At 60.2% G+C, this 26,097-nt stretch carries 29 protein-coding genes; 13 read left to right on the top strand and 16 right to left on the bottom strand.

Annotated elements, in window-relative coordinates; translation table 11 throughout:
- Positions 1 to 32 precede the first annotated feature (32 nt).
- From ASD95_RS04135 to ASD95_RS04125, 3 genes are all read right to left on the bottom strand, one after another.
- The gene (locus ASD95_RS04135; protein WP_056728394.1) at positions 33 to 1,136 is read right to left on the bottom strand and encodes an NADH:flavin oxidoreductase; all 1,104 of its coding nucleotides are present in this window, start codon (positions 1,134 to 1,136) and stop codon (positions 33 to 35) included.
- 195 nt (positions 1,137 to 1,331) lie between these two features.
- Positions 1,332 to 1,814, bottom strand: a complete 483-nt coding sequence (locus ASD95_RS04130; protein WP_056728393.1) for a glutathione peroxidase — start codon at positions 1,812 to 1,814, stop codon at positions 1,332 to 1,334.
- Between the two features lie 122 nt (positions 1,815 to 1,936).
- Complete coding sequence (locus ASD95_RS04125) at positions 1,937 to 2,422, bottom strand: FKBP-type peptidyl-prolyl cis-trans isomerase (RefSeq protein WP_007901600.1); 486 nt, start codon at positions 2,420 to 2,422, stop codon at positions 1,937 to 1,939.
- Here ASD95_RS04125 and ASD95_RS04120 point away from each other — a divergent pair.
- The 3 genes from ASD95_RS04120 to ASD95_RS04110 are packed head-to-tail and all read left to right on the top strand — an operon-like array spanning position 2,391 to position 5,780.
- A complete protein-coding gene (locus ASD95_RS04120; protein ID WP_056728391.1) occupies positions 2,391 to 2,717 on the top strand; it encodes a DUF3565 domain-containing protein in 327 nt (108 codons plus the stop codon). The two genes, ASD95_RS04125 and ASD95_RS04120, sit on opposite strands and share 32 nt — an antisense overlap.
- A 60-nt stretch (positions 2,718 to 2,777) precedes the next feature.
- On the top strand, positions 2,778 to 4,877 hold the full coding sequence (gene pta, locus ASD95_RS04115) for a phosphate acetyltransferase (RefSeq protein WP_056728390.1): 2,100 nt from the start codon (positions 2,778 to 2,780) through the stop codon (positions 4,875 to 4,877).
- Positions 4,878 to 5,780: an acyltransferase gene (locus ASD95_RS04110; RefSeq protein ID WP_056728389.1), complete on the top strand. Its 903-nt coding sequence runs from the start codon at positions 4,878 to 4,880 to the stop codon at positions 5,778 to 5,780. It begins immediately after the preceding gene.
- A 153-nt stretch (positions 5,781 to 5,933) separates the two neighbouring features.
- Here the strand turns inward: ASD95_RS04110 and cysN are convergent, their stop codons facing one another.
- The 3 genes from cysN to ASD95_RS04095 all read right to left on the bottom strand — a co-directional run bounded on the left by cysN (position 5,934) and on the right by ASD95_RS04095 (position 9,765).
- Complete coding sequence (gene cysN / locus ASD95_RS04105; protein ID WP_056728388.1) at positions 5,934 to 7,832, bottom strand: sulfate adenylyltransferase subunit CysN; 1,899 nt, start codon at positions 7,830 to 7,832, stop codon at positions 5,934 to 5,936.
- Positions 7,833 to 7,841: 9 nt separating this feature from the next.
- Entirely contained in the window at positions 7,842 to 8,759 is a 918-nt protein-coding gene (cysD, locus tag ASD95_RS04100) for a sulfate adenylyltransferase subunit CysD (protein ID WP_008046199.1), read from the bottom strand.
- A 247-nt stretch (positions 8,760 to 9,006) separates the two neighbouring features.
- On the bottom strand, positions 9,007 to 9,765 hold the full coding sequence (locus ASD95_RS04095; protein ID WP_056728387.1) for a Nif3-like dinuclear metal center hexameric protein: 759 nt from the start codon (positions 9,763 to 9,765) through the stop codon (positions 9,007 to 9,009).
- 103 nt (positions 9,766 to 9,868) lie between these two features.
- On the opposite strand from ASD95_RS04095, the gene algW reads away from it, so the two are divergent.
- A complete protein-coding gene (algW, locus tag ASD95_RS04090) occupies positions 9,869 to 11,029 on the top strand; it encodes a Do family serine endopeptidase AlgW (protein ID WP_056728386.1) in 1,161 nt (386 codons plus the stop codon).
- A 61-nt stretch (positions 11,030 to 11,090) separates the two neighbouring features.
- Here algW and hisC read toward each other — a convergent pair whose 3' ends face one another.
- From hisC to ASD95_RS04040, 10 genes are all read right to left on the bottom strand, one after another.
- Positions 11,091 to 12,143, bottom strand: coding sequence for a histidinol-phosphate transaminase (gene hisC / locus ASD95_RS04085; RefSeq protein WP_056728384.1), 1,053 nt, complete (start codon positions 12,141 to 12,143; stop codon positions 11,091 to 11,093).
- A gap of 2 nt (positions 12,144 to 12,145) precedes the next feature.
- Positions 12,146 to 13,471: a histidinol dehydrogenase gene (gene hisD / locus ASD95_RS04080; RefSeq protein ID WP_056728382.1), complete on the bottom strand. Its 1,326-nt coding sequence runs from the start codon at positions 13,469 to 13,471 to the stop codon at positions 12,146 to 12,148.
- A gap of 126 nt (positions 13,472 to 13,597) precedes the next feature.
- Positions 13,598 to 14,233, bottom strand: coding sequence for an ATP phosphoribosyltransferase (hisG, locus tag ASD95_RS04075; RefSeq protein WP_008018703.1), 636 nt, complete (start codon positions 14,231 to 14,233; stop codon positions 13,598 to 13,600).
- A gap of 125 nt (positions 14,234 to 14,358) precedes the next feature.
- A complete protein-coding gene (gene murA / locus ASD95_RS04070; protein WP_056728381.1) occupies positions 14,359 to 15,624 on the bottom strand; it encodes a UDP-N-acetylglucosamine 1-carboxyvinyltransferase in 1,266 nt (421 codons plus the stop codon).
- A 22-nt stretch (positions 15,625 to 15,646) separates the two neighbouring features.
- On the bottom strand, positions 15,647 to 15,886 hold the full coding sequence (locus ASD95_RS04065; protein WP_008046181.1) for a BolA family protein: 240 nt from the start codon (positions 15,884 to 15,886) through the stop codon (positions 15,647 to 15,649).
- A 114-nt stretch (positions 15,887 to 16,000) separates the two neighbouring features.
- Complete coding sequence (locus ASD95_RS04060) at positions 16,001 to 16,306, bottom strand: STAS domain-containing protein (protein WP_056728372.1); 306 nt, start codon at positions 16,304 to 16,306, stop codon at positions 16,001 to 16,003.
- Entirely contained in the window at positions 16,303 to 16,956 is a 654-nt protein-coding gene (locus ASD95_RS04055) for an MlaC/ttg2D family ABC transporter substrate-binding protein (RefSeq protein ID WP_056728370.1), read from the bottom strand. Before ASD95_RS04055 ends, ASD95_RS04060 begins: the two co-directional genes overlap by 4 nt.
- A gap of 11 nt (positions 16,957 to 16,967) precedes the next feature.
- The gene (gene mlaD, locus ASD95_RS04050) at positions 16,968 to 17,435 is read right to left on the bottom strand and encodes an outer membrane lipid asymmetry maintenance protein MlaD (protein ID WP_056728368.1); all 468 of its coding nucleotides are present in this window, start codon (positions 17,433 to 17,435) and stop codon (positions 16,968 to 16,970) included.
- Positions 17,435 to 18,232: a lipid asymmetry maintenance ABC transporter permease subunit MlaE gene (gene mlaE / locus ASD95_RS04045; RefSeq protein ID WP_056728366.1), complete on the bottom strand. Its 798-nt coding sequence runs from the start codon at positions 18,230 to 18,232 to the stop codon at positions 17,435 to 17,437. The genes mlaD and mlaE overlap by 1 nt, the downstream gene beginning before the upstream one ends.
- The gene (locus ASD95_RS04040; RefSeq protein WP_056728364.1) at positions 18,232 to 19,041 is read right to left on the bottom strand and encodes an ATP-binding cassette domain-containing protein; all 810 of its coding nucleotides are present in this window, start codon (positions 19,039 to 19,041) and stop codon (positions 18,232 to 18,234) included. The genes mlaE and ASD95_RS04040 overlap by 1 nt, the downstream gene beginning before the upstream one ends.
- 275 nt (positions 19,042 to 19,316) lie before the next feature.
- Between ASD95_RS04040 and ASD95_RS04035 the strand changes: the two genes are divergently transcribed.
- From ASD95_RS04035 to rapZ, 9 genes are all read left to right on the top strand, one after another.
- Positions 19,317 to 20,291: a KpsF/GutQ family sugar-phosphate isomerase gene (locus tag ASD95_RS04035; RefSeq protein WP_056728361.1), complete on the top strand. Its 975-nt coding sequence runs from the start codon at positions 19,317 to 19,319 to the stop codon at positions 20,289 to 20,291.
- On the top strand, positions 20,291 to 20,815 hold the full coding sequence (locus tag ASD95_RS04030; RefSeq protein ID WP_008046159.1) for a KdsC family phosphatase: 525 nt from the start codon (positions 20,291 to 20,293) through the stop codon (positions 20,813 to 20,815). Before ASD95_RS04035 ends, ASD95_RS04030 begins: the two co-directional genes overlap by 1 nt.
- 7 nt (positions 20,816 to 20,822) lie before the next feature.
- The gene (gene lptC, locus ASD95_RS04025; protein WP_056728360.1) at positions 20,823 to 21,395 is read left to right on the top strand and encodes an LPS export ABC transporter periplasmic protein LptC; all 573 of its coding nucleotides are present in this window, start codon (positions 20,823 to 20,825) and stop codon (positions 21,393 to 21,395) included.
- Positions 21,382 to 21,930, top strand: a complete 549-nt coding sequence (gene lptA, locus ASD95_RS04020) for a lipopolysaccharide transport periplasmic protein LptA (protein ID WP_056728359.1) — start codon at positions 21,382 to 21,384, stop codon at positions 21,928 to 21,930. The genes lptC and lptA overlap by 14 nt, the downstream gene beginning before the upstream one ends.
- Positions 21,930 to 22,655, top strand: coding sequence for an LPS export ABC transporter ATP-binding protein (lptB, locus tag ASD95_RS04015; protein ID WP_008054366.1), 726 nt, complete (start codon positions 21,930 to 21,932; stop codon positions 22,653 to 22,655). The genes lptA and lptB overlap by 1 nt, the downstream gene beginning before the upstream one ends.
- 225 nt (positions 22,656 to 22,880) lie before the next feature.
- Positions 22,881 to 24,374, top strand: coding sequence for an RNA polymerase factor sigma-54 (locus tag ASD95_RS04010; RefSeq protein WP_056728357.1), 1,494 nt, complete (start codon positions 22,881 to 22,883; stop codon positions 24,372 to 24,374).
- 74 nt (positions 24,375 to 24,448) lie between these two features.
- Positions 24,449 to 24,757 carry a ribosome hibernation-promoting factor, HPF/YfiA family gene (gene hpf / locus ASD95_RS04005; RefSeq protein ID WP_007941242.1) on the top strand — a complete coding sequence of 103 codons (309 nt, stop codon included), beginning with the start codon at positions 24,449 to 24,451 and terminating at the stop codon, positions 24,755 to 24,757.
- A gap of 12 nt (positions 24,758 to 24,769) precedes the next feature.
- Positions 24,770 to 25,234, top strand: coding sequence for a PTS IIA-like nitrogen regulatory protein PtsN (gene ptsN / locus ASD95_RS04000; protein ID WP_056728355.1), 465 nt, complete (start codon positions 24,770 to 24,772; stop codon positions 25,232 to 25,234).
- A 2-nt stretch (positions 25,235 to 25,236) separates the two neighbouring features.
- Positions 25,237 to 26,094: an RNase adapter RapZ gene (gene rapZ, locus ASD95_RS03995; protein WP_056728354.1), complete on the top strand. Its 858-nt coding sequence runs from the start codon at positions 25,237 to 25,239 to the stop codon at positions 26,092 to 26,094.
- Positions 26,095 to 26,097 lie beyond the last annotated feature (3 nt).

Raw genomic sequence — 26,097 nt, 5'->3', positions numbered from 1 at the left:
CTTGCTCGCGATGAGGCCTTCCCGCTCGCCGCTTAAACCAGCGACATCAACGCCTCACGGCTGAACGGCAGAATGTCTTCCTCACGGCCGTCGCGCACTTTCTGCGCCCAGTCCGGGTCCACCAGCAAGGCACGACCGACCGCCACCAGGTCGAACTCGTCGTTGTTCAGGCGCTCCAGCAGTTTTTCCAGGCTGGCGGGCTGCGCGACCTTGTCGGTGTTGACCATGAACTGCAGGAACTCGCCATCCAGGCCGACGCTGCCCACGGTGATGGTCGGTTTGCCGGTGAGTTGGCGGGTCCAGCCGGCCAGGTTCAGCTCGGAACCGTCGAACTCCGGCTCCCAGAAGCGGCGGGTCGAGCAGTGGAAAATATCCACGCCGGCGTCGGCCAACGGCTTGAGGAACTCGCCCAAGGCTTCCGGGGTTTGCACCAGACGCGCGGTGTAGTCCTGCTGCTTCCACTGGGAGAAACGGAAGATGATCGGAAAACCTTCACCGACCGCGGCACGCACGGCCTGAATCAACTCAATGGCGAAGCGCGAACGGTTGGCCAGGCTGCCGCCGTATTCGTCGGTACGCTGGTTGCTACCTTCCCAGAAGAACTGATCCACCAGATAACCGTGGGCTCCGTGGATTTCCACGCCGTCCATGCCGATGCTCTGGGCATCCTTGGCAGCCTGGGCGAACGTGGCGATCACATCCTGGATGTCCTGTTTGGTCATGCCGTGCACCACAACCTGGCCTTCCTTCAGTTTTTCCGACGGGCCATAACCCGGCACGCTGGCGTCCGGCTCGGTGCCGATCCGGCGCACGCTGCCCACGTGCCACAACTGCGGAACGATCTTGCCGCCTTCGGCGTGAACGGCGTCGACGACTTTCTTCCAGCCGGCCAAGGCCGCTTCACCGTAGAAATGCGGAACGTTCGGATAGCCGTTGGAAGCCTTGTGACCGACGGTGGTGCCTTCGGTGATGATCAGGCCGACGCCCGCAGCGGCGCGACGACGGTAGTATTCGATCACTTTGGAATTAGGCACACCGCCCGGGGAAAAGGAGCGGGTCATCGGCGCCATGACGACACGGGTCGGCAATTCGAGGGTGCCGAGGTGGAACGGTTTGAACAGGGCTTTGACGGACATGGGACGCTCCACGGAAGAATGACTTTATGACGGCTATAATATGGAGTGCCCAACCCATTGAACAGCATTATTGATTTCGGTGATTAAGAGTCAAAAGGCAGAAAGCAAAAGATCGCAGCCTTCGGCAGCTCCTACGGGTACACATTCGCCGTAGGAGCTGCCGAAGGTTGCGATCCCCTGATCTTGATCTCTGGCTTAACTCAGCGCTTTTTCAATCGCGTGAACGATGGTCGGATCATCGGGCGCCGTACGCGGCGAGAACCGAGCCAGTACACGGCCGTCCTTGCCCAACAGGAACTTCTCGAAGTTCCAGGTGATGTCGCCGGGAAACTCCGCGCCCTCGCCCGCCAGCAAACGGTACAACTGATGACGCTCATGCCCGTTGACTTCCAGCTTGCTGGACAACGGAAAGGTCACGCCATAGTTGAGGCTGCAGAAATCCTTGATCTCTTGTTCGGTCCCCGGTTCCTGCCCGGCAAACTGGTTGCACGGCAAGCCCAGGACGCTGAAGCCCTTGGCCTTGAATTGCTGGTAGAGGTTTTCCAGCGCCGCGTACTGCGGGGTCAGGCCGCATTTGGAGGCAACGTTGACCACCAGTACGACTTGGCCTTTGAAAGGCGCCAGAGGTAGCTCCTGTCCATCCAGGGCTGTCAATTTAAGGTCGTGAAAAGCACTCATGGCGTACTCCAGATTCCCGTGTTCTTCTCGAAACAGCCACTTGTCGGTGTCGTCAGGGACGGCCGCAGACTAAAAAGGCGCCCACAGGGCGCCTCTCCAGTTATCTGAGCTTAGCGCAGAAATCAGTGGTGATGGCCACCTTCGCCATGGACGTGGCCATGAGCGATTTCTTCCTGGCTGGCGTCACGGATGTCGATGATCTTGACCTGGAAATTCAGGCGCTGACCGGCCAACGGGTGGTTGCCGTCGACGGTGACGTCGTCGCCGTCCAGATCACGGATGGTTACGATCTGCATCTGGCCGTCCGGAGCGGAGGCGTGGAACTGCATGCCCACTTCCAGCTCGTCGACGCCTTCGAACATGCTGCGGCTCAGGGTGCTGACCAGTTCGGCAGCATATTCGCCGTAAGCGTCTTCAGGTTCTACGGCTACGGTCAGCTCGTCGCCGACAGCCTTGCCTTCCAGAGCCTTTTCCAGGCCCGGGATGATGTTGCCTGCGCCTTGCAGGTAGACCAGCGGCGCGCCGCCGGCGGAGCTGTCGATGACCTCACCAGCGTCGTTGGTCAGGGTATAGTCGATGGAGACAGCCTTATTGGCGGCGATCAGCATGGGGCGAGACCTTTTGCATAAGAAGATTGAAAGGCCAAGTTTAGCGAAGCAATCGTCCGAAAGCGAACACAACCCGGACAGACGGGATTCGACGATCACAGGCTTCCATCAGGACGAGGACGGGCACTGGGTGGCCGAGCTTTCCTGCGGCCACACCCAGCACCTGCGGCACCAGCCGCCATGGCAATCCCGTGCCTGGGTCACGGACCCTGCGCAGCGCCAGGAAAAAATAGGCCAACCCTTTGATTGTGGTTGGTGCGCACAAGGCTCGGTTAGCGATAACCTTGGCGACTGAATTTCGGTAGACGACCAGTTATAGGTCATCGCCTTTGCAATGCACCTTTAGAGAATCCGCATGCAAACTTTTTTTATCGCGCCCACCGATTTTGGTGTGGGTCTGACCTCCATCAGCCTCGGGCTGGTGCGTACCCTTGAGCGCGCCGGCCTCAAGGTCGGTTTTTTCAAGCCGATTGCCCAGCCGCATCCGGGCGACACCGGCCCGGAACGTTCCACCGAACTGGTGGCGCGTACCCACGGTTTGAAACCGCCCCAGCCCCTGGGCCTGGCCCATGTCGAGCGCATGCTCGGCGACGGTCAGCTCGATGAGTTGCTCGAAGAAATCATCGCCCTTTATCAGCAGGCGGCCATCGGCAAGGACGTGCTGATTGTCGAAGGCATGGTACCGACCCGCAGCGCCAGTTACGCCGCGCGGGTCAACCTGCACCTGGCCAAGAGCCTCGACGCCGAAGTGATCCTGGTCTCGGCGCCGGAAAACGAAGTGCTGACCGAACTCTCCGGTCGCGTCGAGTTGCAGGCGCAATTGTTTGGCGGCCCGAAAGATCCGAAAGTCCTCGGTGTGATCCTCAACAAGGTCAAGACCGAGGAAAGCATGGAAGCCTTCGCCACGCGCCTGAAGGAGCATTCGCCCTTGCTGCGCAGCGGTGATTTCCGCTTGCTCGGCTGCATTCCGTTCCAGCCGGAACTGAACGCCCCGCGCACCCGCGACGTTGCCGACCTGATGGGCGCGCAAGTGCTCAACGCCGGTGATTACGAAACCCGGCGCATGACCAAGATCATCATTTGCGCCCGCACCATGCGCAACACCGTGGAGTTGCTCAAGCCCGGCGTGCTGGTGGTGACTCCTGGCGACCGCGACGACATCATCCTCGCCGTCAGCCTCGCGGCCTTGAACGGTGTACCGCTGGCCGGCCTGCTGCTGACCAGCGACACCCTGCCCGACCCGCGCATCATGGACCTGTGCCGTGGCGCCCTGCAGGCCGGGTTGCCGGTGCTGTCGGTGAGTACCGGCTCCTATGACACCGCCAACCTGCTCAACGGCCTGAACAAGGAAATCCCCATCGACGATCGCGAGCGCGCCGAAATCATCACCGATTTCATCGCTGGCCATCTCGATGCCAACTGGCTGCACCAACGCTGCGGTACGCCACGGGAAATGCGCCTGTCGCCAGCGGTGTTCCGCTATCAATTGATCCAGCGTGCGCAGGCGGCCAACAAGCGTATTGTGCTGCCCGAAGGCAGTGAGCCGCTGACCGTGCAGGCCGCCGCGATCTGCCAGGCCCGTGGCATCGCTCGCTGTGTGTTGCTGGCCAAGCCCGAGGACGTGCAGGCCGTCGCCCGCGCCCAGGGTATCGAGTTGCCGCCGGGACTGGAAATCATCGATCCGGACTCGATCCGCGAGCGCTATGTCGAGCCCATGGTCGCGCTGCGCAAAAGCAAAAGCCTCAACGCGCCGATGGCCGAGCAACAACTGGAAGACACCGTGGTGATCGGCACCATGATGCTGGCCCTGGATGAAGTCGACGGCCTCGTGTCGGGCGTGATCAACACCACCGCCAACACCATCCGCCCGGCCCTGCAACTGATCAAAACCGCACCCGGCTGCACCTTGGTGTCTTCGGTGTTTTTCATGCTGTTCCCGGAAGAGGTGCTGGTCTACGGCGACTGCGTGATGAACCCGCACCCGAGTGCCAGCGAACTGGCCGAGATCGCCCTGCAAAGCGCTGACTCGGCCGCCGCCTTCGGCATCACGCCACGGGTGGCGATGATCAGCTACTCCAGCGGCGAGTCGGACAGCGGCGAAGAAGTCGAGAAGGTCCGCGAGGCGACCCTGCTCGCCCATGAGCAACAGCACTCGCTGCTGATCGACGGCCCCCTGCAGTACGACGCCGCCGCCAACGAAAGCGTGGCCCGGCAATTGGCGCCGAACAGTCAGGTGGCCGGTCGTGCCACGGTTTACGTGTTCCCAGACCTCAACACCGGCAATACCACGCACAAGGCCGTACAGCGCAGTGCCGACTGCGTCAGCCTCGGGCCGATGCTGCAAGGCTTGCGCAAACCGGTGAACGATTTGCCCCGCGGCGCGCAGGTCGATGACATCGTCTACACCATCGCCCTGACCGCGATCCAAGCCGCCAACCGACCTATGGATGTGTAAATGCTGGACTTCCTACCCGCCCCGTTGCGGGGCGTGATCGCCTCGCTGCTGTTGGCACTGAACACGATTTTGCTCTGTTCGTTCCTGTTCTGCGTGGCACTCGTCAAGGTACTGCCGTTCGCCCTCACCCAGCGCCTCGCGGGCTGGCTGATGAGCCATACCCACGAAGCCTGGATCAGCCTCAACAAAGGCTGGATGAACCTGGTACGCCGCACGCGCTGGCATATCAGCGGCCTGCAAGGCCTCGACTATCAGCACTCGTACCTGATTACCAGCAACCACCAGAGCTGGGTCGACATCCTGGTGCTGCAATACGTGCTCAACCGGCGCATTCAGCCGCTGAAGTTCTTCCTCAAGCAGGAGCTGATCTGGGTTCCGGTGATCGGGCTGGCCTGGTGGGCGCTGGGCTTTCCGTTCATGAAGCGCTACTCCAAGGCCTATCTGGAGAAGCACCCGGAGAAGAAAGGCAAGGACCTGGAAACCACCCGCAAGACCTGTGCGAAATTTCGCGACAACCCGGTGGGCATTTTCAACTTCGTCGAAGGCACGCGCTTCACCGAGGGCAAGCACAAGCAACAGCAGTCACCCTTCAAGTACCTGCTCAAGGCCAAGGCCGGCGGCATTGCCTTTGTGCTGGATGCGATGGGCGAGCAGCTTGAATCCCTGGTCAACGTGACCATCCACTACCCCGCCGGGCGCCCGGGTTTCTGGGACTTGCTGTGCGGGAACGTGGCGGATGTGGTGGTGCACTTTGAAGAGCTGAAGATTCCGCCGCAATTCATTGGCAAGAACTATGACCAGGACGGCGAATACCGCCTGCAGTTCCAGGGCTGGATCAATCAGTTGTGGCAGGACAAGGATGCTCTGCTTGCGCAGATGCATCGCGAGTATCCGCAGATTTAAGATCAAAAGATCGCAGCCTTCGGCAGCTCCTACAGGATGTACGCCGAACCAATGTAGGAGCTGCCGAAGGCTGCGATCTTTTGACGATCTGAAAGACACAAAAAACCCGCCGGTGATCACTCATCGGCGGGTTTTTCATTTTGCAGCTAAGGCTTAGATCGCACCACGCTCACGCAGCAGACCCAGCACTTGCTTGACGCTTTCCTCCAGGGACACGGACTGGGTGTCGATCACCAGATCGGCATCCAGCGGTACGTCGTACGGGAAGGAGTCGCCCGGGATGTTATCCCCGGCCGCCGCGTACAAACCTTGCGGATCGCGCTCGGCGCAAACGGTTGGCGAAGCCTGGACGTAGACCGTCAGCAGACGCTCCTTGCCGATCAGTTCCCGGGCCTGTTCACGACCTTCGGCACTCGGCGCAACGAACGCCGCGAGGGTCAGCAGACCGGCTTCGTTGAACTGACGCGCAACGTGTGCGGCACGGCGCCAGTTCTCGGTACGCCCGGCGCGATCCTGTGGCAGACCTTTGTTCAGGTCGTGACGCAGGTTCTGGCCATCGAGTACGAACACCGCACGGCCCATGTCGAACAACTTGCGTTCAACGGCATATGCCAGGGTGCTTTTGCCCGCGCCCGACAAGCCGCTGAACAGCACGGTGGCCGGTTGCTGGCCGAAGCGCTGTGCGCGTTCTTCGGTGGCGACGTGGGCCAGTTTGCCGTGGTGTGTGCTGGTGCCATGGGCCAAAGGCTGGGCGACGATCATGCCCGCGCCAACGGTGCCGTTGGTCAGGCGGTCGATGATGATGAAGGCGCCGGTGGTGCGGTTGCTGTCGTAACCGTCGAGGGCAATCGGCGCATCGAGCGCGATCTTGACCTTGCCGATTTCGTTGAGCTGCAACGCGCTGGCCGGACCTTCTTCCAGGGTGTTCACGTCGACCTTGTTGACGATGCTGGCGATAGAGCCCGGCACGTAACTGGTGGCGCGCTTGATGTCGTATTTCTTGCCCGGCAGCATCGGCTCTTCAGCCATCCACACCAGCATCGCTTCGAAGCTGTCGGTCACCGGCGGCACGTTGTCGGCGTGAACCAACAGATCGCCACGGGAGATATCGATTTCGTCTTCCATGGTCAGCGTGACTGCCTGACCAGGACCGGCGTGCTCCAGTTCACCTTCGAAGGTGACGATGGACTTCACGCGGCTGCTCTTGCCCGACGGCAGCACCACGACTTCGTCGCCTTTCTTGACGATGCCACTGGCCAGCGTACCGGCGAAGCCACGGAAGTTCAGGTTCGGACGGTTGACGTACTGCACCGGGAAACGCAGGTCGGTGAAGTTGCGATCGCCCGCCACTTCCACGGTCTCGAGAATTTCCATCAGCGACTGGCCGGTGTACCACGGCGAGCGCTCGGACTTGTTCACCACGTTGTCGCCCTTCAAAGCCGACATCGGCACGAAGTGCATGCTGGTCGGCTTGAGCTTCAAGCCTTCGGCAAACTGCAGGTAGTCGGCCTTGATCGACTCGAACACGCCCTGGTCGAAGCCCTTGAGGTCCATCTTGTTGATGGCGACGACTATGTGCTTGATGCCCAGCAACGAGGCGATGAAGCTGTGGCGACGGGTCTGGGTCTGCACGCCGTAACGTGCATCGACCAGGATGATCGCCAGGTCGCAGGTGGAGGCACCGGTGGCCATGTTGCGGGTGTACTGCTCATGGCCCGGGGTGTCGGCGATGATGAATTTGCGCTTGGCGGTGGAGAAATAGCGGTACGCGACATCGATGGTGATGCCTTGCTCACGCTCGGCCTGCAGGCCGTCGACCAGCAATGCCAGGTCGATGTCTTCACCGGTGGTGCCGACTTTTTTCGAGTCGCGGGTAATGGCTTCCAGGTGATCTTCGTAGATCATCTTGGAGTCGTGCAGCAGGCGCCCGATCAGGGTGCTCTTGCCGTCGTCGACGTTACCGCAGGTCAGAAAGCGCAGCAGCTCTTTACGTTCGTGCTGGCCCAGGTAGGCGAGGATGTCCTCGCTGATCAAATCAGATACGTGCGACATGACAACCCCTTAGAAATAACCCTGACGTTTTTTGTCTTCCATGGAGCCGGCGCCATCGTGGTCGATGACACGGCCCTGGCGCTCGGAAGTTCGCGTCAGGAGCATTTCCTGAATGATGTCCGTGAGGCTTTCGGCCTCGGACTCCACCGCGCCCGTCAACGGGTAGCAACCAAGGGTACGGAAACGCACTTTCTTTTTGACGATTCGGGCTTTGTCTTCATCGCTCAGGTGCTCGAGGATGCGCTCGTCGTCGATCATGATCAGCGTGCCGTTCTTCTCGATGACTTCACGCTCGGCGGCGAAGTACAGCGGAACGATCGGGATGCCTTCAAGATAGATGTACTGCCAGATGTCCAGTTCGGTCCAGTTCGACAGCGGGAAGACACGGATCGACTCGCCCTTGTTGACCTTGCCGTTGTAGACGTTCCACAGCTCGGGACGCTGGTTTTTCGGATCCCAGCGGTGCTTGCTGTCGCGGAACGAGTACACGCGCTCTTTGGCGCGGGATTTCTCTTCATCGCGACGGGCGCCACCGAATGCTGCGTCGAAACCATACTTGTCGAGTGCCTGCTTCAGGCCCTCGGTCTTCATGATGTCGGTGTGCTTGGCGCTGCCGTGGGTGAACGGGTTGATGTCCTGCGCCACGCCGTCAGGATTGACGTGGGTGATCAGGTCGAGGCCCAGCTCGGCGACCATCTTGTCGCGGAAGCTGTACATCTCCTTGAATTTCCAGCGAGTGTCGACGTGCATCACCGGAAACGGCAGCTTGCCCGGGAAGAACGCCTTGCGTGCCAGATGCAGCATCACGGCGGAGTCTTTACCGATGGAGTACAGCATCACCGGGTTGTCGAACTCGGCGGCCACCTCGCGGATGATGTGGATGCTTTCCGCCTCCAGCTGTTTCAGATGCGTCAGTTTGTCGACCATGGCTACTCACGAAAGCTTTCTTATGAACGGCCAGCGGGCCGTGTTCGAGCGGGGATCCTAGCACAGCGACCTCTTCTAATCAGGACGCTAACTAGATCGAAAGAGCATATGAATATGCCTGCCCGTTTGGGATGCCCACCCTACGTAGGAGCCGCCGAAGGCTGCGATTTTTTGACGTTGATTTTTCAAGATCAAAAGATCGCAGCCTTCGGCAGCTCCTACGGGAGCGATCACATTGCGGACAGAGTCAAATCGGATTCGGACAATCGATGAAGATGTGCTCCAGCGCAAACCGACGGGCCAGATAATCCCCCAGCGCCTGAACGCCGTAGCGCTCGGTGGCATGGTGACCGGCGGCGATGAAGCTGATGTCGTTTTCCCGGGCACTGTGGAAGGTTTGCTCGGAAGCCTCGCCGCTGAGGTACAGATCGACGCCGGCCAGAATGGCCTGGTCGATGTAACCCTGGCCGCCGCCGGTGCACCAGCCGACGCGGCGGATCATTGCACTGCCTTCGATCAACAGCGGCTCACGCCCCATCACTTCCTGCACACGGCGGGCGAAATCCCTGGGCATCATCGGCTCATTCAGCGAGCCGACCAGGCCGACAATCTTCAGGTTGTCCGGGTCCAGCGGACCTTCGACGGTAATGTCGAGCTGCCTCGCGAGCTGCACGTTATTGCCGACGTCCGGGTGCAGGTCCAGCGGCAGGTGATAGGACAACAGGCTGATATCGTGTTTGAGCAGGGTCTTCAAGCGGCGCTGCTTCATGCCGGTGATGCACGGGTTCTCGCCTTTCCAGAAGTAGCCATGATGCACCAGCACCAGGTCGGCATTGGCTTCCACGGCCGCATCGAGCAAGGCCTGGCTGGCGGTGACGCCACTGACAATGCGCATCACTTGCGGCCGCCCCTCGACCTGCAGGCCGTTGGGGCAATAATCGGCGATTCTTGCGCTGTTGAGGTAGCGGTCGGCTTCTTCGACCAGGGTGCTCAGGGCGACGGCCATAAAAGACTCCTAAATATCCCGTTCAGAGGCGCGTGCGGCCTCGTATAATGCGCGTCATTATGAGCGGTCTCATACCGCCTGCAACTCTCTCAGGAACTGCTTAATGCTCAAGGCGCTGCGTTTTTCCGGCTGGCCGCTGTTGGCCGGCGTGCTTGTCGCTCTTTTGATAATCCAGCGTTACCCGCAGTGGGTCGGGCTCCCGAGCCTCGACGTCAATCTGCAACAAGCGCCGCAAACCACCAGCATGCAGCAGGGCCCGGTGTCTTATGCCGAAGCGGTATCCACCGCGGCGCCATCGGTGGTGAACCTCTACACCACCAAAGTCATCAACAAACCCAACCATCCGTTGTTCGAAGATCCGCAGTTCCGTCGTTTCTTCGGCGATAACTCGCCCAAGCAGAAACGCATGGAGTCGAGCCTCGGTTCCGGCGTGATCATGAGCCCGGAAGGCTACATCCTGACCAACAACCACGTGACCAGCGGCGCCGACCAGATCGTGGTGGCGCTCAAGGACGGCCGGGAAACCCTGGCGCGGGTGATCGGCAGCGACCCTGAGACTGACCTCGCGGTTCTGAAAATCGACCTGAAAAACCTGCCGTCGATCACCGTGGGGCGTTCCGACAACATCCGCATCGGCGATGTCGCGCTGGCCATCGGCAACCCGTTCGGCGTCGGCCAGACCGTGACCATGGGCATCATCAGTGCCACCGGGCGCAACCAACTGGGCCTGAACAACTACGAAGACTTCATCCAGACCGATGCGGCGATCAACCCGGGCAACTCAGGCGGTGCGCTGGTGGATGCCATCGGCAACCTGACCGGCATCAACACGGCGATCTTTTCCAAGTCCGGGGGCTCCCAGGGCATTGGTTTCGCGATCCCGGTGAAGCTGGCGATGGAAGTGATGAAGTCGATCATCGAGCACGGCCAGGTGATTCGTGGCTGGTTGGGTATCGAAGTGCAGCCGCTGACCCAGGAACTGGCCGAGTCGTTCGGCTTGTCCGGGCGTCCTGGCATTGTCGTGGCGGGGATCTTCCGCGACGGTCCGGCACAGAAGGCCGGCCTGCAACTGGGTGATGTGATTCTTGCCATCGATGGCGAACCGGCCGGTGATGGCCGTCGCTCAATGAATCAGGTGGCGCGGATCAAGCCGACCGACAAGGTCGCAATCCAGGTGATGCGCAACGGCAAGGAGCTCAAGCTCACGGCGGAAGTCGGCCTGCGTCCGCCGCCGGCTCCGGTCAAGGATAAAGAAGAAGAGTAACGTAGCGCCCAAAACTACTGTGGGAGCGAGCTTGCTCGCTCCCACAGGGTCGTGCCTGGTTTTAGAGGTCGCCGAGGCCGTCGATCAGCGCCTGATTCTGCTCAGGCGTGCCGATGGAAATCCGCAGGAACTGGGCAATCCGCTCCTGCTTGAAGTGCCGCACGATCACGCCTTGCTCACGCAGCTTCGCCGCAAGCCCCGCCGCATCGTGCCGGGGGTGACGGGCGAATATGAAGTTCGCCGCCGATGGCAGCACTTCAAAACCCTTATCCTCCAGCTGTGCAACGACCTTCTCGCGACTCTCGATCACCAACCGACAGGTCTTGTCGAAATACTCGCGATCTTCGAACGCCGCGGCAGCGCCGACATTCGCCATGCGATCCAGCGGATAAGAGTTGAAGCTGTTCTTGATCCGCTCCAGCGCCTCGATCAGGTCTGGATGGCCGACCGCCAGGCCGACCCGCAGACCGGCCAGGGAGCGGGACTTGGACAGGGTCTGGGTCACCAGCAGGTTCGGATAACGGTCCACCAGGGTGATTGCCGTCTCACCGCCGAAGTCGATGTAGGCCTCATCCACCACCACCACCGAATCCGGGCTTGCCTTGAGAATCTGCTCCACCGCCTCCAGCGCCAACAGGCAGCCGGTCGGTGCGTTCGGGTTAGGGAAGATGATCCCGCCGTTCGGTTTGGCGTAGTCCGCCGGGCTGATCCGGAACTGCTCGTCCAGCGGCACCGCGTCGAACTTGATGCCGTACAACCCGCAGTAGACCGGGTAGAAGCTGTAGCTGATGTCCGGGAACAGCAGCGGCTGATCGTGCTGCAGCAAACCGTGGAAGATGTGCGCCAGCACTTCATCGGAACCGTTGCCGAGGAACACCTGGTTGCCCTGCACGCCGTAGTATTTGGCGACCGCGTTCTTCAGCAGATCGCTGTTCGGGTCCGGGTACAGGCGCAGGTTGTCATTGAGTTCGGTTTGCATCGCAGCCAAGGCTTTCGGCGATGGACCGTACGGGTTTTCGTTGGTGTTGAGCTTCACCAGCTTCGCCAGTTTCGGCTGTTCGCCCGGCACGTAAGGCACCAGATTCTTGACGAACGGGCTCCAGAATTTACTCATGTTCAGTTCCCCTGCTTGTCGTCAACGATGCGATATTCGGCGCTGCGGGCGTGGGCAGTCAGCGACTCGCCACGGGCCAGCACGGAAGCGGTCTTGCCCAGTACGGACGCCCCCTGCTCGGAGCAGAAGATGATCGACGAACGTTTCTGGAAGTCATACACACCCAGCGGCGAAGAGAAGCGCGCAGTACCGGAGGTCGGCAAAACGTGGTTGGGACCGGCGCAGTAGTCGCCCAAGGCTTCGCTGGTGTGACGCCCCATGAAGATCGCACCGGCGTGGCGGATCTGCGGCAGCCAGGCTTGTGGATCGGCAACGGACAATTCGAGGTGCTCCGGCGCGATGCGGTTGGCCACTTCGATGGCTTGCTCCATGTCGCGAACCTTGATCAGTGCACCACGGCCATTGATTGAGGTTTCGATGATCGCGGCGCGCTCCATGGTCGGCATCAGCTTGGTGATGCTGGCGGCGACCTTGTCGAGGAACTCGGCGTCGGGGCTGACCAGGATTGCCTGGGCGTCTTCGTCGTGCTCGGCCTGGGAGAACAGGTCCATGGCGATCCAGTCCGGATCGGTCTGGCCGTCGCACACCACGAGGATCTCGGAGGGACCGGCGATCATGTCGATACCGACCTGGCCGAACACGTGGCGCTTGGCGGTAGCGACATAGATGTTGCCCGGGCCGACGACCTTGTCGACTTTCGGCACGCTTTCGGTGCCGTAAGCCAATGCGGCAACGGCTTGAGCGCCACCGATGGTGAACACGCGGTCGACGCCGGCGATGCAGGCAGCGGCCAGCACCAGTTCGTTGATTTCACCGCGCGGGGTCGGCACCACCATGACCACTTCGGTCACGCCGGCGACCTTGGCCGGAATCGCGTTCATCAACACCGACGACGGGTACGACGCCTTGCCGCCCGGTACATACAGGCCGGCGCGATCCAGCGGCGTGACCTTCTGGCCCAGCACGGTGCCGTCGGCCTCGGTGTAGCTCCAGGAATCCTGCTTCTGTTTTTCGTGATAGCTGCGCACACGGGCGGCAGCGACTTCCAGGGCTTCGCGCTGAGGCACGGAGATGCGGGTCAGCGCCAGTTCCAGCCGCTCGCGCGGCAGAATCAGGTCGGCCATGGACTTCACGTCCAGGCCGTCGAACTGGCGGGTAAAGTCCACCAGTGCCGCGTCGCCACGCTCACGCACGGCCTTGATGATGTCCAGCACCCGCTGATTGACCGAGTCGTCAGACACACTTTCCCAGCTCAGCAGATGATCCAGATGATGCGCGAAATCCGGGTCAGCAGCGTTGAGTCGGCGAATTGCAGTCGGTGCGGTCATAGCGAGAGCCTCATAGGAATGGCAAAAACTCAGGCGCCCTAACTTAGCAGTCGTTTCCGCTTGGGCACCTGAGAATTCTGGCTATGAGGCGGATAGACGGGCGCGACTTAACGTCGCGCAGGTGAATCAGCCGCGGTGTCGAGACTCCACTGCCTTGCGCAGGGTGTCGATCAACGCCTGGATACGGGCGTGCTGCATCTTCATCGAAGCTTTGTTGACGATCAGCCGGGAGCTGATGGCAGCAATGAAATCCTGTGGCTCCAGGCCGTTGGCCCGCAGCGTGTTACCGGTGTCGACCACGTCGATGATCTTGTCTGCCAGACCGATCAGCGGTGCCAGCTCCATCGAGCCGTACAGCTTGATGATGTCGACCTGACGACCCTGTTCAGCGTAATAGCGCTTGGCAACGTTGACGAACTTGGTGGCGATGCGCAGGCGGCCCTTGGGCTCGACCGCGCCGACCTTGCCGGCCGTCATCAGCTTGCACTGGGCAATTTGCAGGTCCAGTGGCTCGTACAGGCCCTGGCCGCCATATTCCATCAGCACATCTTTACCGGCGACACCGAGGTCGGCGGCACCATGCTCGACGTAAGTCGGCACGTCGGTGGCACGCACGATCAGCAGGCGTACATCTTCCTGGGTCGTGGGAATGATCAGCTTGCGGCTCTTGTCCGGATTCTCGGTCGGCACGATGCCCGCTTCAGCCAGAAGCGGCAGGGTGTCGTCAAGGATGCGGCCCTTGGACAGTGCGATGGTCAACATGGGAAACGTCAGTCCTTATCAAGGTACTCATGCCCGGTCGCAAATGGCGCCGGACACACATCGAGCCGAAAACGGCTCGACTTCAACAAATCAACGGGCACGTCCTTATGCCCATGCAGCAGGGTCTAGCCCGGAACGCGACGAATCTTGGCGCCCAGCATCTGCAGTTTTTCTTCGATGCACTCGTAGCCACGGTCTATGTGGTAGATGCGGTCGATCAGGGTGTCGCCTTCGGCGATCAGGGCCGAGATCACCAGGCTGGCCGAAGCACGCAGGTCGGTCGCCATCACTGGCGCGCCCTTGAGTTTTTCGGTGCCAGTGACGATGGCGGTGTTGCCTTCGACCTGGATCTTGGCGCCCATGCGGTGCAGTTCGTAGACGTGCATGAAGCGGTTTTCGAAGATCGTCTCGATCACCGCACCGGTGCCTTCGGCAATGGCGTTGAGGGAGATGAACTGCGCCTGCATGTCGGTCGGGAACGCCGGGTACGGAGCGGTCCGCACATTGACGGCTTTCGGACGCTTGCCGTGCATGTTCAGCTCGATCCAGTCTTCTCCGCAGGTGATTTCGGCACCGGACTCACGGAGTTTTTCCAGAACGGCTTCGAGGATGGTCGGATCAGTGTCCTTGACCTTCACGCGACCACCGGTCACGGCAGCGGCAACCAGGTAGGTACCGGTTTCGATACGGTCTGGCATCACTTTATACGTGGTGGTGTGCAGACGCTCGACGCCATCGATGGTGATGGTATCGGTACCGGCGCCGGAAACCTTGGCGCCCATGGCGTTCAGGAAGTTCGCCAGGTCGACCACTTCAGGTTCGCGAGCGGCGTTTTGCAGGACGCTGCGACCCTTGGCCAGGGCCGCAGCCATCATGATGTTTTCGGTACCGGTCACACTGACAGTATCGAAGAAGAAGTGCGCACCGCGCAGGCCGCCTTCAGGCGCCTTGGCCTTGATGTAGCCGCCTTCGACGTCGATGACTGCGCCCATGGCTTCCAGGCCACGAATGTGCAGGTCAACCGGGCGCGAACCAATGGCGCAACCGCCAGGCAAGGCGACTTCGGCTTCACCGAAACGGGCAACCATCGGGCCCAGCACCAGGATCGACGCACGCATGGTTTTAACCAGTTCGTACGGTGCGACCAGGGTCTTGATGGTGCGCGGGTCGATCTCGACGGCGAGTTTCTCGTCGATCACAGGCTCGATGCCCATGCGTCCGAACAGCTCGATCATGGTGGTGATGTCGTGCAGGTGCGGCAGGTTGGCCACGGTCACCGGGCCATCGCACAGCAAGGTGGCCGCCAGGATCGGCAGGGCAGAGTTCTTTGCCCCGGAGATACGGATTTCGCCATCAAGACGAGCACCGCCAGTAATAATCAATTTATCCATAAGAATCTCGACGCCCTTGGGCTCAGGTGCGCTCGGCCCAGGCCGCGCTGCTGAAAAATTTCATAGTGACCGCATGGATGCTGCCATCGACGATCCACGGGTTCAAATGGGCATAGACCTGCTGCTGACGCTTGACCGGGCTCAACGCCGCCAGTTCATCGCTAATCACGTTCAGCTGGAAATTGCAGCCTTCGCCCTCGACTTCTACTTTCGTTCCGGGCAGCTTTCCTTCAAGAAAGCTCTTAACTTCGTTGGCCTGCATGCTCAACCTCAATCGGCGCCCTGTGCGCGCGGGTCGGACATCATACAAAAAAGCCCCGCGCCTGCGAACCCCGCGGAGCAGGACTCTGACGGGGGGCTTCCTTATAGATGCGGGTTAGTGATGCGCCAACAGCTCGGTCAGCTCACTGACCTGAGCGATTTCACGCATGTCTTCCGGCATCCCGTGGATGCTCAGGGCCTTGCCGGCCGCCTGCGCATCGCGGATAAAGCACAGCAGTAACGACAAACCGACACTGCTGGACTTGGTCACCGCCGAGCAATCGACCACCAGCGCCGTAGCCTTGCTGGCCTTGATCAGCGCCTTGCCCTGCTCGCGCAGGCCAGGGCCGGTGCGGTAATCCAGCACACCACTGAGTCGCAACTCGCCCGCTTCGTCCATCTGGACTGCCGACTCACTCATTGGGCTGACTGCCCTGGCTTGTTGTCGGTGGCTTCCTTGGCCTTGGCGACTTCCCCGGCCCAACCGTTGATGGTCTTGTCCAGGTCATTGCCATTGCGCTGCATCGCATCGGCGAACTGATCGCGGAACAGTTTGCCGATGTTGATGCCGTTGATGATGACGTTACGCAGTTTCCACTCGCCGTTGATCTTTTCCAGCGTGTAGGACACTGGATAGATAGCGCCGCTGCTGCCCTTGACGGTCATACCGACGCTGGTACGGTCGCCCGACTCGTCTTTGGCCGGATCAACGGTGATGCCCTGGTTGTTGTACTCAAGCAAGGCGTTGCCATAGAACTGGAACAGGCCCTTCTTGAAGTTTTCTTCGAAGGTTTTCATCTGCGCAGGCGTAGCTTTACGCGAGTACTTGACCGTCATGATGCTCTTGGAAATACCCTCGGCATCCACAACCGGCCCGACGATATTGTCCAGCGCCGTATAGAAGTCCTGCGGGTCCTGCTTGTACTTCTCTTTGTTTGCCGCCAGGTCCGCGAGCATACGGTTGGTTGTGTCCTGCACCAGATCGTGCGCCGAAGGCGCCGCTGCGGCATGGGACACCAACGGAAACACCGCGAGCATTACCAACAGGCCACGTCGCAAGGTAGAGATCATTTAACTGTTCCTCATTTAGCTTCTTTGCTAACGGTATTGAGCAGAAATTTACCGATCAGGTCTTCGAGCACCAGCGATGACTGCGTGTCATGGATGGTTCCACCATCCTTGAGCAGGGTGTCTTCCCCGCCCACGCTGATACCGATGTACTTCTCGCCCAACAGGCCAGCGGTCAGGATAGATGCAGTGGAGTCCGCCGGCAGATTATCGATGCGTTTTTCCAGCTGCATGGTCACCCGACCGGTAAAACTGTCGCGATCCAGATCGATGGCCGTGACCTTGCCGATGGTCACACCGGCCATGGTCACCTTTGCTCTGACCGTCAAACCGGCGATATTGTCGAAGTAGGCGTAAAGTTTATAGGTGTCGGTGCTCGGACTCGGGGACAGGCCACTGACCCGCAACGCCAACAAAAGCAAAGCCAGGATGCCAGCCAGCAAGAAAAGGCCGACACCGATTTCCAGGGTGCGGTTTTGCATCAGAAATCTCCAAACATCAAGGCGGTCAGAATAAAGTCCAGGCCGAGTACTGCCAACGAGGCATATACAACGGTCTTGGTAGTGGCACGACTGATCCCCTCGGAAGTGGGTTCGCAGTCATAGCCTTGGAATACGGCGATCCAGGTCACCACAAAGGCAAAAACGATGCTTTTGACGATCCCGTTGAGCACGTCCTCGGTAAACGTCACGCTGTTCTGCATGTTCGACCAGTAGGAGCCCTCATAGACTCCCAGCCAGTCGACCGCCACCCACGAGCCGCCCCAGATACCCACCACGCTGAAGATCATCGCCAGCACCGGCAGGGAAATGAAGCCGGCCCACAAACGTGGCGCAATGATGTACTTGAGCGGGTCGACCCCGATCATTTCCAGGCTGGACAACTGCTCGGTGGATTTCATGTTGCCGATTTCGGCGGTCAACGCCGAACCTGCGCGCCCAGCGAACAGCAAGGCGGTCACCACCGGCCCCAGTTCACGCAGCAGCGTCAGGGCAACCATCTGCCCGACAGCCTGCTCCGAACCATAGCTGGAAAGAATGTTGAAGCCCTGCAGCGCCAGCACCATGCCGATGAACACCCCGGAGACCACGATGATCACCAGGGACATCACGCCCACCGAATGCAACTGCTTGACCAGCAGCCCGAAACCGCCACCGATGCCGCCCCGACCAAGCAAGGCATGAAACAGGAACAAGCTCGAACGCCCGAACACCGCCAACACATCGATGCCGGCCTGGCCGAAGCGGCGAACGCGCTCTATCAATGAAATTCTGCGCATCAGCGCTTCCCCAGAAGATCTGCGCGGTAATCCGTCGCTGGAAAGTGGTACGGAACCGGGCCGTCGGGTTCGCCGGTCATGAACTGGCGAATGCGCGGTTCATCCGAGTTCATCAACTCGTCCGGTGTCCCCTGCCCCAACACCTGACCATCGCCCACCACATAAATGTAGTCGGCAATGCTCGCGGTCTCGGCCAGGTCGTGGGAGACCACGATGCTGGTGATGCCCAACGCATCGTTGAGCAACCGGATGAGGCGCACCAAAACGCCCATGGCGATGGGGTCTTGGCCGACAAAGGGCTCGTCGTACATGAGGATCTGCGGGTCGAGCGCAATCGCCCGGGCCAGAGCAACACGGCGCTTCATGCCGCCGGAAAGCTCGTCGGGCATCAGCTCGATGGCGCCCCGCAAGCCTACGGCCTGCAGTTTGAGCAGGACGATGTCGCGGATCATTTCTTCCGGCAGTTGCGTGTGAACCCGCAGTGGAAAAGCGACATTCTCGAAGACATCGAGGTCGGTAAACAATGCGCCGCTCTGAAACAGCACGCCCATATGCTTGCGCGCATCGAACAGGTCGCTGCGCGACAGTTTTGGCAGGTTCTGACCGTTGACCCAGACTTCACCCTGGGTGGGCCGCAACTGGGCGCCCATCAGACGCAGGAGCGTGGTCTTGCCACACCCGGAAGGCCCCATGATGCCGGTGACCTTGCCGCGCGGGATACGGATATCGACATTATTGAAAATGCTGCGCGCACCGCGCTTGAAGGACAGTCCCTTCAGCTCGACCGCGTAGGCGTTATCGGCACTCATCTAAACTCCTTGCGATGCAGCCTCTCACTCGGACGCCTGGCTTTCTGCCGAAAGCACATACCTCCCGGGCAGGCCGAACTGGCGGCGAACTATAGCATTGCAAAGGCTGCGCGCCCAAGGCCAAAGCCAGGACATGTTCAACTGCATGACCGGTTGAAAGCCCCGTTTAGAAGGTTTCCGGCAACAAGGATGGCAATGCGCGACGAACTAGCGTGAGGGATTCGATCATAACCGCTATAATCGCCGACTTTTCATCAGGCTATACGATTTCTGACATGAGCCAATCCAGCGACCTGATTCAATCAGCACAACGCACCATCCGCCTCGAGGTAGAGGCCGTGCAAGGCCTGCTGCCCCATATCGACGCGGATTTCGTACGCGCTTGCGAGATGATTCTGGCCAGCAAAGGCCGCGTGGTCGTGGTCGGCATGGGCAAGTCGGGGCACATCGGCAACAAGATTGCCGCGACCCTGGCCAGCACCGGCACCACGGCGTTTTTTGTGCACCCGGCTGAAGCCAGCCACGGTGACATGGGCATGATTACCCGCGACGACATCATTCTGGCGCTCTCGAATTCCGGCTCCACCAATGAAATCGTGACCCTGCTGCCACTGATCAAGCGCCTGGGCATTCAGTTGATCAGCATGACCGGCAACCCTGGCTCGCCGCTGGCCAAGGCCGCCGAGGTGAACCTGAATGTTCACGTCGAACACGAAGCCTGCCCGTTGAACCTGGCACCCACCTCATCAACCACCGCCGCGCTGGTCATGGGCGATGCCCTGGCCGTCGCGCTGCTGGAAGCCCGTGGCTTTACCGCCGAAGACTTCGCCTTTTCCCATCCCGGCGGCGCCCTGGGCCGACGCCTGCTGCTTAAAGTGGAAAATGTCATGCACGCCGGGCAAGAGTTGCCGCAAGTACAGCGCGGCACCCTGCTGAAGGACGCGCTGATGGAAATGACCCGCAAAGGCCTGGGCATGACGGTGATCCTGGAAGCCGATGGAAAGCTGGCCGGGATCTTTACCGACGGTGACTTGCGTCGCACGCTGGACCGTAGCATCGACATCCATAGCGCTACCATCGACCAGGTCATGACTGCACACGGCAAGACTGCCCGCGCCGAGATGCTCGCCGCCGAAGCGCTGAAAATCATGGAAGATCATAAAATCAACGCGCTGGTCGTGGTCGACAGAGACGACCGCCCGGTCGGCGCCTTGAACATGCACGACTTGTTGCGTGCAGGAGTAATGTAATGAGTGCGGACCTGCTGCAACGCGGCAAACAGATCAAGCTGGCGGTGTTCGATGTCGATGGCGTGCTGACCGATGGGCGCCTGTATTTCCTCGAAGACGGCAGCGAGTTCAAGACCTTCAACACCCTCGACGGCCAGGGCATCAAGATGCTGATGGCCGCCGGCGTGCAGACCGCCATCATCAGTGGCCGCAAGACCCCGGTGGTCGAGCGGCGGGCCAAAAACCTCGGTATCCCGCACCTCTATCAGGGTCGCGAAGATAAACTGGTGGTACTCGACGAACTGCTGGCCCAACTCAACCTGAGCTATGAACAGGTGGCCTACCTCGGCGACGACCTGCCGGACCTGCCGGTGATTCGTCGCGTCGGCCTGGGCATGGCGGTGGCCAATGCCGCCGGTTTCGTGCGTGAACACGCTCACGGCATCACCCTCGCCCGCGGTGGCGAAGGTGCCGCTCGCGAATTCTGCGAATTGATCCTGCGCGCCCAGGACCGCCTCGATGCGGCCAATGCGGCGTACCTGTGAGCCCACTATGCTGAGCAAAAAGTTTCGCAACACCCTGATGTTCACTTGCATCGCGGCAATATTCGCCGCGGTTGGCTACTGGAACATCAGCCCGGAACGCTTCCTCGACAAGCCGGTAACGCCGGTCGATGAGAGCGCGATCGACTATTACGCCATCAACGCCCACAGCGTGCAGTACCTGCCCGACGGCAAGCTGCAATATGATCTGGTGTCCGACAAGGTCGAGCACCTGAAGGCGACCGAGGTGACATTGCTGACCAACCCCGACCTGAATGTGTTCCGCGGCACTGAATTCCCGTGGCACGTCCAGAGCCTGCGCGGCGAGGTCAATCCTGATGGCACGCAGGTCGAACTGATCGATGACGTGCGCATCACGCGTTTCGACGAGAAAAACCGTAGAACCCTGATCACCAGCACCCGCATGACCGTGTTCCCGCAGCAGCAATATGCGCAGACCGAGCAAGACGTTAGAATCGACGGCGCTGGCGGTGTATCGACTGGCAAGGGAATGAAAGCGTATTTGAAAGAAAGCAGGATACACCTGCTATCGAACGTAAGAGGACAGTATGAGGCTCGTTAAAACCCTCCCGATTTTGCTCAGTCTGGGCGCAGCACTGGGAAGCGTGAGCGCCTGGGCTCTGCCGGAAGATCAACAGCAGCCTATCCGCATCCAGGCCGACGATGCCCAACTGGACGACAAGCAAGGTATTGCTACCTATAAGGGTGACGTGATCATCACCCAAGGCTCGATGAAGGTGACAGGCAACACCGTTACCATCACCCGCACCCCGACTGGCGACATTGACGTAGTGACCTCGGTGGGCAACCTGGCGTACTTCGAGCAATTGCAAACGGCTGGCGACACCAAGCCCGTGCAGGGCTGGGGCGTGACGATCCAGTACCACGCCGCGCAAAATCGCGTCGTACTGATCGACAAGGCCAAAGTTGTCGACAAGGACAACAACGTCACCCAAGGCGAGAAAATTGTCTACGACACCGACAAGAAGCTCGCCAGCGCCGGTCGCGCCACAGGCAGCAAGGTCACCGAGGCGCGTCCGCGTATCGACATGGTGATCCAGCCGAAGAAGAAAACCGACGAGAAAAAGGCCCAGTAATGGCAACTCTGAAAGCTCAGCATCTGGCCAAGAGCTACAAGAGCCGCCAGGTCGTGCGTGATGTCAGCCTGTCCATCGACAGCGGCCAGATCGTCGGCCTGCTTGGCCCGAACGGCGCCGGCAAGACCACCTGCTTCTACATGATCGTCGGCCTGGTGCAAGCCGACCAGGGCCGCGTCCTGATCGATGACCTGGACGTCAGCCACCAGCCGATGCACGGCCGCGCAAAGGCCGGTATCGGTTACTTGCCGCAGGAAGCATCGATCTTTCGCAAGCTGTCGGTGGCCGACAACATCATGGCCATCCTCGAGACCCGCAAGGAACTCGACAAGGCCGGCCGTCGCAAGGAACTGGAAAGCCTGCTGCAGGAATTCCACATCAGCCACATCCGCGACAACCTGGGCATGAGCCTGTCCGGCGGCGAGCGTCGTCGCGTGGAAATCGCCCGCGCCCTGGCCACCAACCCGAAATTCATCCTCCTCGACGAACCCTTCGCCGGCGTGGACCCGATTTCGGTCGGCGACATCAAGCAGATCATTCACCACCTCAAGGCCAAGGGCATTGGCGTGCTGATCACGGACCACAACGTTCGTGAAACCCTGGATATCTGTGAAACCGCCTACATCGTCAATGACGGCCAACTGATCGCCGAGGGCGACGCAGAGACCATCCTGGCCAACGACCTGGTCAAGGAAGTGTATCTGGGCCATGAGTTCCGCCTGTAAGCACTGAGTCGTGCCCAGGCCATCGCCCGGGCACTCACCGTGCCGACAAGCGTGGTCAGCCCTCAACAAGGGCAGCGCAGCAACACCGCTTTATAGTTTTTTATTGTTACAGCGCTCTAGGCAAACCCTTTAGTTTCAGGCATATAATTTGCTTAAGTTTGGCGCCCCGGCGCCCTGTAGTGGATGGCGCATGTGCGCCGGCGAATAAGGTGTTAAGCCCCTGCCATGAAACCATCGCTAGTCTTGAGAATGGGCCAGCAGCTGACGATGACACCGCAGCTGCAACAGGCCATCCGCCTGCTCCAATTGTCGACCCTGGACCTGCAACAGGAAATCCAGGAGGCCCTGGAGTCAAATCCGATGCTCGAACGCCAGGAAGAAGGCGACGACTTCGACAATTCCGATCCCTTGGCCGACAACGCCGAACAAAAGCCCAACACTGACATCCAGGAACCTTCCTATCAGGAAAGCGCCCCGACGGTTGATAACCTCGATGAGGGTGACTGGAACGAGCGTATCCCCAACGAACTCCCCGTCGACACCGCGTGGGAAGACGTTTACCAGACCAGCGCCAGCAGCCTGCCCAGCAATGATGATGACGAGTGGGACTTCACCACCCGCACCTCGGCCGGCGAAAGCCTGCAGAGCCACTTGCTGTGGCAACTGAACCTGGCCCCGATGTCCGACACCGATCGCCTGATCGCCGTGACCCTGATCGACTGCATCAACAATCAGGGCTACCTGGACGAAACCCTCGAGGAAATCCTCGAAGCCTTCGACCCGGAACTGGACATCGAACTGGACGAGATCGAAGCCGTCCTGCACCGCATCCAGCAATTCGAGCCAGCCGGCATCGGCGCCCGCAACCTCGGTGAATGCCTGCTGCTGCAATTGCGCCAGCTGCCTGCCAAGACCCCTTGGCTGGCCGAAGCCAAGCGCCTGGTCAGCGATTACATCGACCTGCTTGGCAGCCGTGACTACAGCCAGTTGATGCGCCGCATGAAGCTCAAGGAAGACGAACTGCGCCAGGTCATCGAGCTGGTCCAGAGCCTAAACCCGCGCCCGGGCTCGCAGATCGAGTCCACCGAAGCCGAGTACGTCGTTCCTGACGTCATCGTGCGCAAGGACAACGAGCGCTGGCTGGTGGAACTCAATCAGGAGTCGGTGCCACGGCTGCGGGTCAATGCCCAGTACGCCGGTTTCGTGCGCCGCGCCGACACCAGCGCCGACAATACCTTCATGCGCAATCAGCTGCAGGAAGCCCGCTGGTTCATCAAGAGCCTGCAGAGCCGCAATGAAACCCTGATGAAGGTTGCCACCCAGATCGTCGAGCATCAGCGCGGCTTCCTGGAGTACGGCGACGAAGCCATGAAGCCGCTGGTCCTGCATGACATCGCCGAAGCGGTCGGCATGCATGAATCGACGATTTCACGGGTGACCACCCAGAAATTCATGCACACCCCCCGGGGCATTTATGAACTGAAGTACTTTTTTTCCAGTCACGTAAGCACCTCCGAAGGCGGCGAATGCTCGTCCACGGCGATCCGGGCGATCATCAAAAAACTGGTTGCAGCGGAAAATCAGAAAAAGCCGTTGAGTGACAGCAAGATCGCTGGTTTACTGGAGGCACAAGGCATTCAGGTGGCTCGCCGCACCGTCGCCAAGTACCGCGAATCCCTCGGGATCGCGCCTTCGAGCGAACGCAAGCGGTTGATGTAGGGCCACGCCACAGCGTTCCAGTGGTAGATCATCTGGTCTACCGCTTTATGCACTGGCAACGAAGGAGAAGCTGTATGCAAGTCAACATCAGTGGACACCAACTGGAAGTGACCGAACCTCTTCGCACCTACATCGGCGAAAAACTCGAACGATTGGAGCGACATTTCGACAAGATCACTAATGTGCAGGTCACGATGACCGTCGAAAAACTGAAGCAGAAAATCGAAGCCACGCTGCATATTCCCGGGAATGAAGTGGTCGCCAACGCGGAGCATACCGATATGTACGCCGCGATCGACGCACTCACCGACAAGCTGGATAAACAACTCAAAAAGCATAAGGAAAAGACCCAGAGCCTCCTACAGGGCGCAACCGGTCGTTAACACTCCCTACCCATGATCCGACTTGAAAGTATCCTGACCCCCGGCCGTTCCCTGGTGAACGTGCCGGGAGGCAGTAAAAAGAAAGCCCTCGAACAAATTGCCAATCTGATCGCCCGCGAAGTGCCGGCCCTGGAGATGCAAGATGTCTTCGAGGCACTGATTGCTCGTGAAAAACTCGGTTCCACCGGGTTTGGTAACGGCATCGCCATTCCACATTGCCGTCTCAAGGGCTGTGTTTCGCCCATCAGTGCATTGATGCACCTGGACGCCCCTATCGATTTCGACGCCATCGATGGTGCGCCGGTTGACCTGCTGTTCGTGCTGCTGGTCCCGGAAGCCGCCACCGATGCGCACCTTGAGCTGCTGCGACAGATCGCCAGCATGCTCGACCGCAAGGACGTGCGTGAAAAGCTGCGTAGTGCTGCAAGTAACGAAGCCCTGTATCAGGTTGTCCTGAACGAGCAAAACGGTCAGTAATCATGCGCTTGATCATCGTCAGTGGCCGTTCCGGCTCAGGTAAAAGTACCGCCCTCAACGTACTTGAGGATAACGGCTACTACTGCATCGACAACCTGCCCGCCGGCCTGCTGCCGGAGCTGGCCGAGCGCGCCCTGGTTCATACCGAGATGTTGCAGCCGCTGGTCGCCGTTTCCATTGACGCGCGCAACCTGCCAAGCCACCTGTCACGCTTCCCCGACCTGCTCGAGGAAGTCCGTGCCCGCCACATCCAGTGCGATGTGCTGTATCTGGACGCCGACGAAGAAACCCTGCTCAAGCGCTTCTCGGAAACCCGCCGACGTCACCCCCTGAGCAACGCCAACCGTTCGCTGGCCGAAGCCATCAACGTTGAGAGCGCCCTGCTCGGACCGATTGCCGACCTTGCCGATCTCAAGATCAACACCACCAGCCTGAACCTGTACCAGCTGCGCGACGCCATCAAACTGCGCCTGTTGAATCAGCCCGAGCCGGGAACTGCCTTCCTGGTCGAGTCCTTCGGCTTCAAGCGCGGCATGCCGGTGGACGCCGACCTGGTTTTCGATGTGCGCTGCCTGCCAAACCCTTACTGGAAACCGGAATTGCGCGAGCAGTCCGGGCTCGATCAACCGGTTGCCGAATACCTGGCGGCACAGCCGGATGTCGAAGAGATGTTTCAGGACATTTCCACATACCTGCTAAAGTGGCTGCCTCGTTTTGCCGCCAGCAACCGCGCCTACGTCACCATTGCCATTGGCTGCACTGGCGGACATCACCGTTCCGTCTACCTGACCGAGCGTCTGGGGCAGACGCTGCAACAATCCCTGAAGAACGTCCAGGTCCGCCACCGCGACCTCAGCTAAAGG

Source organism: Pseudomonas sp. Root71, from assembly GCF_001429045.1.
In the GTDB taxonomy this organism is placed as follows: domain Bacteria; phylum Pseudomonadota; class Gammaproteobacteria; order Pseudomonadales; family Pseudomonadaceae; genus Aquipseudomonas; species Aquipseudomonas monachiensis.
The sequence above is the reverse complement of the archived record's forward strand: the minus strand, read 5'-3'. Positions and strand labels throughout refer to the sequence as shown.

What these genes read in the sequence shown, in the direction of transcription:
- ASD95_RS04135 (WP_056728394.1), bottom strand. Translation starts at nt 1,136, where the DNA reads ATGTCCGTCAAAGCCCTGTTCAAACCGTTCCACCTCGGCACCCTCGAA.
- ASD95_RS04130 (WP_056728393.1), bottom strand. Translation starts at nt 1,814, where the DNA reads ATGAGTGCTTTTCACGACCTTAAATTGACAGCCCTGGATGGACAGGAG.
- ASD95_RS04120 (WP_056728391.1), top strand. Translation starts at nt 2,391, where the DNA reads ATGGAGACAGCCTTATTGGCGGCGATCAGCATGGGGCGAGACCTTTTG.
- ASD95_RS04125 (WP_007901600.1), bottom strand. Translation starts at nt 2,422, where the DNA reads ATGCTGATCGCCGCCAATAAGGCTGTCTCCATCGACTATACCCTGACC.
- pta (WP_056728390.1), top strand. Translation starts at nt 2,778, where the DNA reads ATGCAAACTTTTTTTATCGCGCCCACCGATTTTGGTGTGGGTCTGACC.
- ASD95_RS04110 (WP_056728389.1), top strand. Translation starts at nt 4,878, where the DNA reads ATGCTGGACTTCCTACCCGCCCCGTTGCGGGGCGTGATCGCCTCGCTG.
- cysN (WP_056728388.1), bottom strand. Translation starts at nt 7,832, where the DNA reads ATGTCGCACGTATCTGATTTGATCAGCGAGGACATCCTCGCCTACCTG.
- cysD (WP_008046199.1), bottom strand. Translation starts at nt 8,759, where the DNA reads ATGGTCGACAAACTGACGCATCTGAAACAGCTGGAGGCGGAAAGCATC.
- ASD95_RS04095 (WP_056728387.1), bottom strand. Translation starts at nt 9,765, where the DNA reads ATGGCCGTCGCCCTGAGCACCCTGGTCGAAGAAGCCGACCGCTACCTC.
- algW (WP_056728386.1), top strand. Translation starts at nt 9,869, where the DNA reads ATGCTCAAGGCGCTGCGTTTTTCCGGCTGGCCGCTGTTGGCCGGCGTG.
- hisC (WP_056728384.1), bottom strand. Translation starts at nt 12,143, where the DNA reads ATGAGTAAATTCTGGAGCCCGTTCGTCAAGAATCTGGTGCCTTACGTG.
- hisD (WP_056728382.1), bottom strand. Translation starts at nt 13,471, where the DNA reads ATGACCGCACCGACTGCAATTCGCCGACTCAACGCTGCTGACCCGGAT.
- hisG (WP_008018703.1), bottom strand. Translation starts at nt 14,233, where the DNA reads ATGTTGACCATCGCACTGTCCAAGGGCCGCATCCTTGACGACACCCTG.
- murA (WP_056728381.1), bottom strand. Translation starts at nt 15,624, where the DNA reads ATGGATAAATTGATTATTACTGGCGGTGCTCGTCTTGATGGCGAAATC.
- ASD95_RS04065 (WP_008046181.1), bottom strand. Translation starts at nt 15,886, where the DNA reads ATGCAGGCCAACGAAGTTAAGAGCTTTCTTGAAGGAAAGCTGCCCGGA.
- ASD95_RS04060 (WP_056728372.1), bottom strand. Translation starts at nt 16,306, where the DNA reads ATGAGTGAGTCGGCAGTCCAGATGGACGAAGCGGGCGAGTTGCGACTC.
- ASD95_RS04055 (WP_056728370.1), bottom strand. Translation starts at nt 16,956, where the DNA reads ATGATCTCTACCTTGCGACGTGGCCTGTTGGTAATGCTCGCGGTGTTT.
- mlaD (WP_056728368.1), bottom strand. Translation starts at nt 17,435, where the DNA reads ATGCAAAACCGCACCCTGGAAATCGGTGTCGGCCTTTTCTTGCTGGCT.
- mlaE (WP_056728366.1), bottom strand. Translation starts at nt 18,232, where the DNA reads ATGCGCAGAATTTCATTGATAGAGCGCGTTCGCCGCTTCGGCCAGGCC.
- ASD95_RS04040 (WP_056728364.1), bottom strand. Translation starts at nt 19,041, where the DNA reads ATGAGTGCCGATAACGCCTACGCGGTCGAGCTGAAGGGACTGTCCTTC.
- ASD95_RS04035 (WP_056728361.1), top strand. Translation starts at nt 19,317, where the DNA reads ATGAGCCAATCCAGCGACCTGATTCAATCAGCACAACGCACCATCCGC.
- ASD95_RS04030 (WP_008046159.1), top strand. Translation starts at nt 20,291, where the DNA reads ATGAGTGCGGACCTGCTGCAACGCGGCAAACAGATCAAGCTGGCGGTG.
- lptC (WP_056728360.1), top strand. Translation starts at nt 20,823, where the DNA reads ATGCTGAGCAAAAAGTTTCGCAACACCCTGATGTTCACTTGCATCGCG.
- lptA (WP_056728359.1), top strand. Translation starts at nt 21,382, where the DNA reads ATGAGGCTCGTTAAAACCCTCCCGATTTTGCTCAGTCTGGGCGCAGCA.
- lptB (WP_008054366.1), top strand. Translation starts at nt 21,930, where the DNA reads ATGGCAACTCTGAAAGCTCAGCATCTGGCCAAGAGCTACAAGAGCCGC.
- ASD95_RS04010 (WP_056728357.1), top strand. Translation starts at nt 22,881, where the DNA reads ATGAAACCATCGCTAGTCTTGAGAATGGGCCAGCAGCTGACGATGACA.
- hpf (WP_007941242.1), top strand. Translation starts at nt 24,449, where the DNA reads ATGCAAGTCAACATCAGTGGACACCAACTGGAAGTGACCGAACCTCTT.
- ptsN (WP_056728355.1), top strand. Translation starts at nt 24,770, where the DNA reads ATGATCCGACTTGAAAGTATCCTGACCCCCGGCCGTTCCCTGGTGAAC.
- rapZ (WP_056728354.1), top strand. Translation starts at nt 25,237, where the DNA reads ATGCGCTTGATCATCGTCAGTGGCCGTTCCGGCTCAGGTAAAAGTACC.